We start from the raw sequence: 12,073 nt of genomic DNA on the forward strand, positions 1-12,073 counted from the left end.
CTCTATTCTTTTTGTTGGTTGGATGTAACCGGAGCAGGGTATGGCATCTGCGGCCGAACAGCTTGCGGCTAATCTGAATTTCTCCGCTTTCGCGAAAGCCGAGGAGTTGAAGAAGCGTATCTGGTTCACACTGGGTGCGCTTCTTGTGTATCGGTTCGGGACTTACGTGCCGCTGCCGGGTATCAATCCGGAAGCTCTCGCCCAGGCCTTCGGCCAGGCGCAGCAGGGCATCGTTGGCCTGTTCAACATGTTTTCCGGCGGTGCGGTCGGGCGAATGGCGATCTTTGCGCTCGGCATCATGCCCTACATCTCCGCGTCCATCATCATTCAGCTGATGACCTCGGTGGTTCCTTCGCTTGAGCAGCTCCGCAAGGAGGGCGAGCAGGGTCGTAAGGTCATCAACCAGTACACCCGATATGGCACCGTCATTCTCGCGACCTTCCAGGCGTACGGGATTGCGGTTGCGCTCGAGGGTGCGGCGAATGTCGTGGAGGATCCGGGCCTGTTCTTCCGTCTTTCGGCGGTGATCACGCTTGTCGGCGGCACGATGTTCCTGATGTGGCTTGGCGAGCAGATCACTTCGCGCGGCATCGGCAACGGCATTTCGCTCATCATCTTCTCCGGCATCGTGGCAGGGTTGCCGACGGCGATCGCCTCCACGCTGGAGCTTGGCCGGCAGGGTGCTCTGGCGACACCGATCATTCTTGCGGTCATTATCCTTGCGGTTCTGGTGATCGGGCTTATCGTCTTTATGGAGCGTGCGCAGCGAAGGCTGCTTATCCAGTATCCTAAGAGGCAGATGGGCAACCGGATGTTCGAGGGCAATACCTCGTTCCTGCCGCTGAAGCTCAATACCGCGGGCGTTATCCCGCCGATCTTCGCCTCTTCGCTGCTCCTCGTTCCGGCGACGGTCTCCGGCTTCTCCTCGCCGGATGCGGCAGGAGGGATCCTGACGACCATAACGGCGCTCCTCGGCCACGGTCAGCCACTCTACATGCTGTTCTACGCTGGCCTGATCGTCTTTTTCTGCTTCTTCTACACCGCGATTGTCTTCAATCCGTCCGACACCGCGGACAATCTGAAGCGCCATGGCGGCTTCATTCCTGGCATTCGCCCGGGTGAGCGGACGGCCCACTACATCGATTATGTGCTGACGCGGATTACGGTTCTTGGGGCGGCATATATCGTTCTCGTTTGTCTGTTACCCGAATTCCTGATTTCGGCGACTGGCGTTCCGTTCTATTTCGGAGGCACCTCGCTGCTGATCGTCGTGAGCGTCACGATGGACACTGTTTCCCAGGTTCAGGGCCATCTGCTCGCGCACCAGTACGAGGGTCTGGTGAAGAAAGCGAAGCTCAGGGGGAGACGCAGATGAGGCTGATTTTTCTCGGACCGCCGGGCGCTGGCAAGGGAACGCAGGCTACCCGGCTGGTCGAGAAGCATGGAATTCCGCAGTTGTCGACCGGCGACATGCTCCGTGCGGCCGTCGCCGCGCAGACGCCGGTTGGCCTGAAAGCCAAGGCGATCATGGACGCCGGAGGCCTGGTTTCCGATGATGTGGTCGTTGGCATCGTTGCCGACCGGATCGAGGAGCCGGACGCCCGGAAGGGTTTCATTCTCGATGGCTTCCCGCGCACGCTTGCTCAGGCGGAGGCGCTTGACCGGTTGCTTGATGAAAAGGGTCTGAAGCTCGACGTCGTTCTCGAGCTCGATGTCGATCAATCCGCACTGGTGGACCGGATCGTGAAGCGGGCGGAAGACAGCAAGGCCGCCGGACAACCGGTGCGCAAGGACGATGATCCGGAGGTCTTCAAGCAGCGCCTCGAGGCCTATAACCGTGATACGGCTGCCGTTGCGCCTTATTACAGGGAGCGGGGCCTTTTGAAGAAGATCGACGGCATGAAGTCGATCGACGAGGTCACGGCAGAAATCTCGCAAGCATTGACGGCTTGAGCCGATACGATGCTTGACGAAAAGGTGGATAAGGACTAAACGTCCGCTCCACTTCCACAAAGAACGGATGACGGGCCCCGAAATTCGCGGGCGCGTCGTTTTTTGTGTTTGAACACCCCGCAGGGGCCGGCCTCCACCGGACGCGGGGAAATATCATCTAGGGGCGTTTTCGGCGCCCTGCTCAAAATGGAGACGGCAAGTGGCCCGTATCGCAGGTGTAAACATTCCGACGAACAAGCGCGTTGTCATCGCGCTTCAGTATATTCACGGCATTGGTCCCTCGCTCGCGCAGCAGATCGTAGACAAGGTGAACATCGCGCCGGAGCGCCGGGTCAACGAACTGTCGGACGCCGAGGTTCTGGCCATTCGCGAAACGATTGACCGCGACCACCTCGTCGAGGGTGACCTGCGCCGTGAAACCGCGATCAACATCAAGCGTCTGATGGACCTTGGCTGCTACCGCGGCCTGCGCCATCGCCGCGGCCTTCCGGTCCGTGGTCAGCGTACGCATACGAATGCCCGTACCCGCAAGGGTCCGGCCAAGCCGATCGCCGGCAAGAAGAAGTAAGCCCGGCGAGAAGCGTAAGGGCCGGCCGTATTGGCCGGCCGAGTTGGATTTTCCCGGTCGTCCTGCTGCCATGCGGGGTGTTCGGGGTCCGGTGGAGCCGCCGGCGATACGGCGGTGACGAGATCGAACAAGGAAAGAGATGAATGGCTAAGGACACGACGCGTGTGCGCCGCCGTGAGCGCAAGAACATTTCGTCTGGCGTTGCCCACGTGAACTCCACGTTCAACAACACCATGATCACCATCACGGATGCGCAGGGAAATGCGATTTCCTGGTCGTCCGCCGGTGCGATGGGCTTCAAGGGTTCGCGTAAATCGACCCCTTATGCGGCTCAGGTCGCGGCTGAAGATGCAGGCCGCAAGGCTGCCGAACACGGCATGCGCACGCTTGAGGTCGAGGTTCGCGGTCCGGGTTCGGGCCGTGAGTCCGCCCTGCGCGCGCTTCAGGCCGCGGGTTTCCTCATCACGTCGATCCGCGACGTGACGCCGATCCCGCACAACGGCTGCCGTCCGCGCAAGCGCCGCCGCGTCTGACAATTGTCGGCGTATACCGTTTCTCTCATGGCAAGGAATGGTCGGGCCTTTGAGCCCGGCGGGATAGCCGGAGGAATTTACAAGTGACGATCCAGAAAAACTGGCAGGAACTGATCAAGCCGACCAAGCTTGGCGTGAAGGCTGGCGACGACCCGCGCATGCATGGGTCTGTCGTTGCCGAGCCGCTGGAGCGTGGTTTCGGCCTGACGCTCGGAAATGCGCTGCGCCGCATTCTCCTGTCTTCGCTGCAGGGTGCTGCGGTGACGGCGGTGCAGATCGATGGCGTGCTGCATGAATTCTCGTCGATACCCGGCGTTCGCGAGGACGTTACGGACATCGTCCTGAACGTGAAGGAAATCGCGCTGCGCATGCAGGGCGAGGGTCCGAAGCGTATGGTCGTGCGCAAGCAGGGCCCGGGCGTCGTGACGGCCGGCGATATCCAGACGGTTGGCGACGTTGAGATCCTGAACCCCGATCTCGTGCTCTGCACGCTGGACGAGGGTGCGGAAATCCGCATGGAATTCACCGTCGACACCGGCAAGGGCTATGTCGCTGCCGACCGCAACCGTCCGGAAGACGCGCCGATCGGGCTTATCCCGGTCGACAGCCTCTATTCTCCGGTCAAGAAGGTCTCCTACAAGGTTGAGAACACCCGTGAGGGCCAGGTTCTCGACTATGACAAGCTGACGCTGTCGATCGAGACCGACGGTTCGATCAAGCCGGAAGACGCCGTGGCTTTCGCCGCGCGCATCCTTCAGGACCAGCTCTCGATCTTCGTCAACTTCGAAGAGCCGCAGCGCGAGGTCAAGGAAGACACGGTTCCCGAGCTTGCGTTCAACCCGGCGCTTCTCAAGAAGGTCGACGAACTGGAGCTTTCGGTTCGTTCCGCCAACTGCCTCAAGAACGACAATATCGTCTATATCGGCGACCTTATTCAGAAGACGGAGGCGGAAATGCTCCGTACTCCGAACTTCGGTCGCAAGTCGCTCAACGAGATCAAGGAAGTTCTCGCCCAGATGGGTCTCCATCTCGGCATGGAAGTCGCCAACTGGCCGCCGGAGAACATCGACGAGCTCGCCAAGCGCTACGAGGATCATCAGTACTGAGGGGCGTCCGCGCCCCCGTTTGAAGCCAATCGGGGCGGCTGAGCGGCCGCCGATCTAAGACCAGGAAGGAGAGCGCCATGCGCCACGCAAATCGCGGCCGCAAGCTCAACCGGACTTCGAGCCACCGCAAGGCCATGTTCGCCAACATGGCCGCCTCGCTCATCCAGCATGAGCAGATCGTGACCACCCTGCCGAAGGCGAAGGAGCTTCGCCCGATCGTGGAAAAGCTTGTGACCCTTGGCAAGCGCGGCGACCTGCACGCCCGCCGTCAGGCGATCTCGCAGATCCGCGACGTTGAGCTTGTTCGCAAGCTCTTCGACACGCTCGCCGAGCGCTACAAGGAACGTCAGGGCGGCTATACGCGCGTCCTCAAGGCGGGCTTCCGCCATGGCGACAATGCGCCGCTCGCAGTGATCGAGTTCGTCGATCGTGACGAGACTGCGCGCGGTGCCGTTGACCGCGAGCGCGCCGAGGCCGAGGAAGCGACGGCCGAGGTTGCGGCGTAATCCGCCGCGGATCGGAATTTGGGGGAGGGCGGTCCGGCGGGCCGCCCTTTTTCGTTCCAAACCCGGAAATATGTTGGTTCGTGCCCTGGCCGATCTTATGTGGCAATACGGGGCAACGCGTGACGAACCGATTCGTCCGCGAGCCGAAAGACGATCGGGAACTGTTGAAATGACCGTTAACGCCGGAATCTCCTCGCGCTTCTTTTCCGTTTTGTTGGTGATCGCCTGTCTGGTCGCTTCGCCTTTTGCCAATGCGCAGGAGCGCAGCGTCCCGCGTACGCAGGATCAGCTTCGCTTGTCCTTTGCCCCGGTGGTGGATCGCGTTTCGAACGCGGTTGTCAATGTCTACGCAAGCCGCACGGTCGTGCAGCGTCAGCAGGTCTCGCCCTTTTTCAACGATCCTTTCTTCCGCCGGTTTTTCGGTGGGCCGGACAATTTCGATTTCGGCCGCCCGCGCGAGCGTGTGCAGTCGTCGCTGGGGTCCGGCGTCATTATTTCGGCGGACGGGGTCATCGTCACCAACCATCACGTGATCAAGGACGCGGACGAGGTTCGTGTCGCGCTGTCCGACCGGCGCGAGTTCGATGCGAAGATCGTGCTGAAGGACGAGCGTACCGATCTTGCCGTCCTGAAGATCATGGAAGACGCCGGATCGCTTCCCTTCGTGGAATTTGCCGATTCGGACGATCTTGCGGTGGGTGACATCGTCCTTGCCATCGGCAATCCTTTCGGCGTCGGCCAGACGGTAACGCAAGGCATCGTTTCCGCACTTGCCCGTACGCGTGTCGGCGTGACCGACTATCAGTTCTTCATCCAGACGGACGCGGCCATCAATCCGGGTAATTCGGGCGGTGCGCTGGTCGATGTCGACGGCAAGCTCGTCGGCATCAATACGGCGATATTCTCGCGCTCTGGCGGCTCGAACGGGATAGGCTTCGCCATTCCCGCCAACATGGTGCATTTCGTTGCTGCGGCGGCGCAGGGTGACGGCATCGTCCGCAGGCCATGGCTCGGCGCGGGCATTCAGCTTGTCAGCGCGGAAATCGCCGAGGCGCTCCGCCTTGACCGCCCGCGTGGCGTGTTGGTTACGGGTGTATTCAAGGGTAGCCCGGCGGACGAAGCGGGCCTTGAGGTAGGCGATCTCATTCTTCAGGTCGGTGGCAACGAGGTCAGCGATCCGGATAGTTTCGGTTACCGCTTCGCAACCAATCCGCTCGGTTCGACAGCGGAATTCACGGTATTGCGTGAGCAACGCACGCTGAAGATCGGTGTCGAGCTCAGGGCTGCGCCCGAAACGGTGCCTCGGGATCGCCGCCGTATTGATACGCATTCGCCTTTCCGTGGAAGCGTGGTCATGAACCTTTCGCCTGCGGTGGCGGAGGAGTTGCGTCTCGATGCTTTTGAGGAAGGCGTCGTCGTTGCCGACATCGAACCGGGCTCGACGGCAAACCGCGTCGGCCTTCAAAAGGGTGATATCATCCTGGTGATCAACGGGCGCAACATTGGCTCCACTCGCGAGCTTGAGCAGGTCTCGGATTCCGATCCCGGCGTCTGGCGGCTTGAGATCAAGCGCGGCGAAAGGGTCATCCGCTTTGCCCTGAGGGGATAGAAAAGTTCGGCGGCATTCGGAGCTTTCGGTCATGAGCGATCTGTTCCAGGCAGCGGGCATGGACAACCAGGGTCCGCGCCCGCTCCCCGACAGGATGCGCCCCAAAACGCTGGAAGATGTCGTCGGCCAGGAGCATTTGCTCGGTCCCGAAGGCTCGCTCACGCGCATGTTGCGCACGCGTACGCTCGGCTCGCTTGTCTTCTGGGGGCCGCCGGGCACGGGCAAAACGACGGTCGCCCGCCTTCTGGCGGATGCGACGGATCTCCATTTCGAGCAGATCTCGGCGATCTTTTCAGGCGTTGCCGACCTGAAGAAAGTGTTCGAGGCCGCCCGTGCGCGGCGCCTGACGGGCAAGGGCACGCTGCTTTTCGTTGACGAGATCCACCGCTTCAACCGTGCCCAGCAGGACAGTTTCCTGCCTGTGATGGAAGACGGGACGGTGACGCTTGTCGGCGCGACGACCGAAAATCCGAGTTTCGAGCTTAATGCGGCCCTTCTCTCCCGTGCCCACGTCATGGTGTTTCATTCCCTGAACGCCGACGCGATCAGGCGGTTGCTGTTGCGTGCCGAGGAGGTGGAGGGCAGGGAACTCCCGCTTGACGAAGAAGCCCGTGCTTCTCTCGTTCGCATGGCGGATGGCGACGGGAGGTCCGCCTTGACCCTGGCTGAGGATGTCTGGCGTGCTGCCGGCGAGGGCGAGCGGTTCGATGCGGCTGCCCTGCAGCAGGTCGTTCAGCGCCGCGCGCCGATCTACGACAAGTCGCAGGACGGCCACTACAACCTCATTTCAGCGCTTCACAAGTCCATTCGCGGGTCGGACCCGGATGCGGCGCTCTACTGGATGTGCCGCATGCTGGATGCGGGCGAGGATCCGCTATACGTGGCTCGCCGGCTCATCCGCATGGCGGTGGAGGATATCGGCCTTGCCGACCCTCAGGCCCTCGTTCAGGCGAATGCGGCGCGGGACGCCTATCAGATGCTGGGTTCGCCCGAGGGCGAACTGGCGCTCGCGCAAACGGCTGTTTATCTCGCCACCGCGCCGAAATCGAACGGAGTTTATGTCGCCTACAAGTCGGCGTTGCGGGCCGCGAAGCAGTATGGCTCGCTCCTGCCGCCGAAGCATATCCTCAACGCGCCGACGAAGCTGATGAAGTCCGAAGGTTACGGTGCTGGATATCAATACGATCACGATGCGCCGGACGGCTTTTCGGGGCAGGACTATTTCCCGGAGGAAATGGGCCGCACGACTTTCTACGACCCGCCGGAGCGCGGTTTCGAGCGTGAAATCCGCAAGCGTCTCGATTATTTCGCGAAACTGCGCCGCGAGCGACAGGGTTAGGCCGGGCCTATGATCAATCGTCATACCGGACCAGGGAAGCGAAGCTGACCGCCGATCCGGTATCCAGATATCTGTCGCGCGTTAGCGCGCCCTGAAGCGCTTTCCAACTGGATGGGATCAATCCGGTCGGCGAGAAAACGTACCCCTCAAAGCGGAATGTTGTCGTGCTTCTTCCAGGGGTTTTGCTGTGCCTTGCCGCGCAGCAGTGCGAGTGCGCGCGACACGCGCCGCCGGGTCGAATGCGGCAGGATCACCTCGTCGATATAGCCGCGTTCCGCGGCGACGAACGGGTTGGCGAAGCGGTCTTCATAGTCCTTCGTGCGCTTGGCGATCTTGTCCTTGTCGCTCAGTTCCGAGCGGTAGAGGATCTCGACTGCCCCTTTCGCGCCCATGACGGCGATTTCCGCGCTCGGCCATGCGTAATTGATGTCGCCGCGAATGTGCTTTGAGCTCATCACGTCATAGGCCCCGCCATAGGCTTTGCGGGTGATCACCGTCACCTTCGGGACCGTCGCCTCGGCATAGGCGAAGAGCAGCTTCGCGCCGTGCTTGATGAGCCCGCCGTATTCCTGTGCCGTGCCGGGCAGGAAACCCGGAACGTCGACGAAGGTGACGATCGGAATGTTGAAGCAGTCGCAGAACCGCACGAAGCGGGCGGCCTTGCGGCTTGCGTCGGAATCGAGCACGCCGGCCAGCACCATCGGCTGGTTGGCGACGAAGCCGACGGTCCGCCCCTCGATACGGCCGAAACCGGTGATGATATTGCCTGCGAAGCTTTCCTGGATCTCGAAGAAGTCGCCCTCGTCGACCGTCTTCTGGATCAGCTCCTTCATGTCGTAGGGCTTGTTCGGATTGTCCGGCACAAGGGTGTCGAGGCTCATGTCCACCCGGTTAGGGTCGTCATAGGAGGCAAGCTCGGGAAGGTCTGCGGTGTTGTTCGCGGGAAGGAAATCGACCAGCCTGCGCATCTGCTGCAAGGCTTCCACGTCGTTGTCGAAGGCGCCGTCGGCGATGGATGATTTCGTGGTGTGGACTGAAGCGCCGCCAAGCTGCTCCGCCGTCACCGTTTCGTTGGTGACGGTCTTCACCACGTCCGGTCCGGTCACGAACATGTAGGAAGTGTCGCGCACCATGAAGATGAAGTCGGTCATCGCCGGCGAATAGACGTCGCCGCCCGCGCAAGGGCCCATGATGACTGAAATCTGCGGGATGACGCCGGAGGCGAGCACATTGCGCTGGAACACTTCGCCGTAGCCGCCGAGGGCCGCGACACCTTCCTGGATGCGCGCGCCGCCCGCGTCGAAAATGCCGATGATCGGCGCGCGGTTCTGCAGCGCCATGTCCTGGATCTTGATGATCTTCTGGGCGTGCGTTTCGGAGAGCGAGCCGCCGAAGACGGTAAAGTCCTTGGAAAAGAGATAGACGGTACGCCCGTTGATCGTGCCCCAGCCCGTCACCACGCCATCGCCCGGGATGTGGCTTTCGTCCATGCCGAAGTCGGTGCAGCGGTGCACCTTGAACATGTCGAATTCTTCGAACGAGCCTTCGTCGAGGAGGATTTCGATGCGTTCGCGCGCCGTCAGCTTGCCGCGTGTATGCTGGGCGTCGATGCGCCTTTGGCCACCGCCGAGACGGGCGGTCGCGCGCCTGCTTTCCAGTTCGGCCAGGACTTCCTTCATCGGGCTCATCCTCTTGTTTTCGATCACGCATGCTCGTATCACGCGCACCCGCAAACCGTAACCTAGTCGAAGGTACGTGAAACGCGAAATCGCGTGGACAGGAAGGGGATAGCCCTCCTGCCTTTCCAGGCCGGAGTGTTCGATCAAGCGGTGGAGTTATGACATGCGCCGCGGCTTGGCGACCTGCTCCACACCTCTCCCTCGAAGGGAGAGGTCGGCGCGAATGCGCCGGGTGAGGGTGACGCGCTATTTTAAAAATGCCGGAAAGAGGCTTCTAACGCCCCTCGCGCAACACCAGAGCGGCGGCATCGAACTCCGCCTTGCGGTAGGTGCGCCGCGCGCTCGCTTCGGCGTCTTCGCCCCACTGCTCGATGTTCCAGTCCTCGTCGATATGGGCCGCCAGCCAGACGTCCTCGGGCTCTGCGGCTTTCTCGGCAACGGCGAAGGGAAGGAACGCCGATCCGGTCAGCGAGGTCATGACGTGCAGCGCGCCAAGCTGAAGCGCGGTGAAATCATCGAGCGCGGAGCGGAACGCCTTGAGAAGCCCGGCCTCCTGCTCGATGGGCATCAGCCCGCCCGCAAGCTGGAATTTCCCGCCAAGTCGCCCTTCGGCCCATTTGACGATCGGGTCCCAGGCAGCGGTTTGCCGCTCTACAAGGCTTTCCGGGCTTTCGGCGCGGTAGCAGACGAGGTCGTTGCCGGCATAGGCGGCAACGGAATCGGCAACTTCGGCCATGTTCCGCGAAACCCCGTCGACGCATGTATTGGCAAGGCGCGTAAGGTGCATCTTCGCCGGATCGATATGGGTTTCCTGCGCGCTCCATTCGGCGGCGACGGCCTCGGCGAGCGTCAGGCTCGGCAGGATCAACGCGTTGCGCCCCGGCGTCTTCACCGCCCGCCCGTCGAGCAGGATCGCGAAGCCTTCGCCTTGCGCTTCCGCGCGGGCTTCCTTGTAGAAGCGTTTCGGCAGTTCCTGGCGCGCCAGTTCGCGGGCGCGCTTCACCGGGTCGACAGGTTCCTGATTGTGCAGCTCTTCCAGGATGTCGCGCATCACGCCACTTCCTTCTTCCAGTCGAAAATTCCGGAAAGCGCCGCGTCGAGCTGATCGAAATGATCGATTACGCCGCGTGCCCCGGCATCCGTCAGTAATTCTGCGTCATGATAGCCCCAGGAAACGCCGAGTGCCGCGACACCGGCGTTTTTCGCCATCTCCATGTCGAAGCTCGTATCTCCGATCATGACGGTGCGGTGCGGGTCGGCACCCGTTTCCTCCATCGCTTGATGGATCATCGCCGGATGCGGCTTGGATGGCGCGCGGTCCGCCGTCTGGCGGGTGATGAAGCGCCCGGTCAGCCCGTGGCTTTCCTCCATGTGCACGACGCCGCGCAGTGCCTTGCCGGTGGCCACGCCGAGCAACACGTCATCGCGTGCCGAAAGCAGGTCGAGCGCGGCCATCGCACCCGGGTAAAGCGGATCGGTCGCCCCGGTTTCTCTCAGCGCAATCTGGGACGTGCGGTAGGCTTCGGCCATCGACTGGATATGTTGCCGGTTTTCTTCTCCGGCAAGGCGTAGAAGTGCGACCTCCAGCGACAGGCCGACGATGGAAAGGGCGGCACGCCGGTCCGGCATCTTCAGGTCGGCGGAACGGAATGCCGCTTCTAGCCCGTGCAGGATCGCCGCCTGACTGTCGATAAGCGTGCCGTCGCAATCGAAAATCACGAGATACAAGGACCCTATTCCTCCGGCTCGTGGGTATCGGGGTCGAACTGGGCTGCGTCGAAGCCGAGCAGGTTCCACGTCTGCTGCATATGCGGGGGAAGCGGCGCGGAAACGTCTATTTTTCCCGTTCCCTTGGGGTGGGGGATGACGATGCGCCTTGCATGCAGGTGCAGCTTGTTCTGGATTCCGCCCGGCAGTTCCCAGTTTTCGATGTTGAAATATTTCGGGTCGCCAACGATCGGATGGCCGATATGCGCGGCATGGGCGCGAAGCTGGTGCGTGCGGCCCGTAATCGGCCGCAAGGAGACCCAGGCAACCTTCGGTCCGGCCTGATCGACGACGGAGTAAAGCGAGACGGAATGTTGCGCGTCATCCTCGCCGTGGCGGGCGATGCGCATCCGCTCCTCGCCTTCGTCCCTTGTGAGATAGGTCGAGATGCGGCCCTGGCGCGGCTTCGGCACGCCTGCGACGAGCGCCCAGTAGATCTTGCGGGTCTGGCGCGCGCGGAAGGATTTAGATAGCTCTTGCGCCGCGCGCCGCGTCTTGGCGAGAAGCAGTATGCCGGACGTTTCCCGGTCGAGCCGGTGGACAAGGCGCGGCTTGTTGCCTTTCTTGTCGCGAAAGGCCTCCAGCATGCCGTCGAGATGGCGGGTCAGGCCCGATCCGCCCTGAACGGCAAGTCCGGCGGGCTTGTTCAGCACCATCACCTCTCGGTCCTCGTAGAGGATCATTTCGCGCACCGCGCGCTCGTCATCCTCGTTGAGCTTGCGTGAGCGCGGCTTGGCGTTCGCCCTGTCGTCTGCGGTCACCTTCGCGTCGGTGGAAAGCGGGGGCACACGCACCGTCTGGCCCGCGGCCACGCGGGCGGAAGCCTCCACGCGCTTGCCGTCGAGGCGCACCTGTCCGGTGCGCAGAAGCTTTTGCAGGTGACCGAAGCCGAGGCCCGGAAAATGGGCCTTGAACCATCGGTCGAGGCGCATTCCTGCCTCGTCCGGGGTAACGGTCTTGTTTTCGATGCCGGACATTCAAGTCTCTTGGATAAGGGTAAGGGCGCGCCGCAT

General features: G+C 62.1%; 12 protein-coding genes. 8 read left to right on the forward strand and 4 right to left on the reverse strand.

The features are described from left to right. Positions 1-40: 40 nt before the first annotated feature. From secY to GR183_RS04150, 8 genes are all read left to right on the forward strand, one after another. The gene (gene secY, locus GR183_RS04115) at positions 41-1,375 is read left to right on the forward strand and encodes a preprotein translocase subunit SecY (protein WP_160774338.1); all 1,335 of its coding nucleotides are present in this window, start codon (positions 41-43) and stop codon (positions 1,373-1,375) included. After that, complete coding sequence (locus tag GR183_RS04120; protein WP_160774339.1) at positions 1,372-1,953, forward strand: adenylate kinase; 582 nt, start codon at positions 1,372-1,374, stop codon at positions 1,951-1,953. The genes secY and GR183_RS04120 overlap by 4 nt, the downstream gene beginning before the upstream one ends. Before the next feature lie 199 nt (positions 1,954-2,152). Next, a complete protein-coding gene (gene rpsM, locus GR183_RS04125; protein ID WP_160774340.1) occupies positions 2,153-2,521 on the forward strand; it encodes a 30S ribosomal protein S13 in 369 nt (122 codons plus the stop codon). Between the two features lie 143 nt (positions 2,522-2,664). Continuing rightward, positions 2,665-3,054, forward strand: a complete 390-nt coding sequence (gene rpsK / locus GR183_RS04130; RefSeq protein WP_160774341.1) for a 30S ribosomal protein S11 — start codon at positions 2,665-2,667, stop codon at positions 3,052-3,054. An 83-nt stretch (positions 3,055-3,137) separates the two neighbouring features. Beyond that, entirely contained in the window at positions 3,138-4,160 is a 1,023-nt protein-coding gene (locus GR183_RS04135) for a DNA-directed RNA polymerase subunit alpha (RefSeq protein WP_160774342.1), read from the forward strand. Positions 4,161-4,237: 77 nt separating this feature from the next. Continuing rightward, positions 4,238-4,666, forward strand: coding sequence for a 50S ribosomal protein L17 (gene rplQ, locus GR183_RS04140; protein ID WP_160774343.1), 429 nt, complete (start codon positions 4,238-4,240; stop codon positions 4,664-4,666). 169 nt (positions 4,667-4,835) lie between these two features. After that, a complete protein-coding gene (locus GR183_RS04145; RefSeq protein ID WP_160774344.1) occupies positions 4,836-6,275 on the forward strand; it encodes a DegQ family serine endoprotease in 1,440 nt (479 codons plus the stop codon). Positions 6,276-6,306: 31 nt separating this feature from the next. Beyond that, positions 6,307-7,614, forward strand: coding sequence for a replication-associated recombination protein A (locus tag GR183_RS04150; RefSeq protein ID WP_160774345.1), 1,308 nt, complete (start codon positions 6,307-6,309; stop codon positions 7,612-7,614). Between the two features lie 146 nt (positions 7,615-7,760). On the opposite strand, the gene GR183_RS04155 is transcribed toward GR183_RS04150, so the two are convergent. The 4 genes from GR183_RS04155 to GR183_RS04170 all read right to left on the reverse strand — a co-directional run bounded on the left by GR183_RS04155 (position 7,761) and on the right by GR183_RS04170 (position 12,037). Continuing rightward, positions 7,761-9,293, reverse strand: coding sequence for an acyl-CoA carboxylase subunit beta (locus tag GR183_RS04155; protein ID WP_160774346.1), 1,533 nt, complete (start codon positions 9,291-9,293; stop codon positions 7,761-7,763). A gap of 274 nt (positions 9,294-9,567) precedes the next feature. Then, entirely contained in the window at positions 9,568-10,344 is a 777-nt protein-coding gene (locus GR183_RS04160) for an ATP12 family chaperone protein (RefSeq protein WP_160774347.1), read from the reverse strand. Beyond that, the gene (locus GR183_RS04165; RefSeq protein WP_312846787.1) at positions 10,344-11,012 is read right to left on the reverse strand and encodes an HAD-IA family hydrolase; all 669 of its coding nucleotides are present in this window, start codon (positions 11,010-11,012) and stop codon (positions 10,344-10,346) included. Before GR183_RS04165 ends, GR183_RS04160 begins: the two co-directional genes overlap by 1 nt. A gap of 14 nt (positions 11,013-11,026) precedes the next feature. Further along, positions 11,027-12,037, reverse strand: coding sequence for an RluA family pseudouridine synthase (locus GR183_RS04170; protein WP_160774349.1), 1,011 nt, complete (start codon positions 12,035-12,037; stop codon positions 11,027-11,029). Between the last annotated feature and the right edge of the window lie 36 nt (positions 12,038-12,073).

This window comes from Stappia sediminis (assembly GCF_009826895.1).
In the GTDB taxonomy this organism is placed as follows: domain Bacteria; phylum Pseudomonadota; class Alphaproteobacteria; order Rhizobiales; family Stappiaceae; genus Hongsoonwoonella; species Hongsoonwoonella sediminis.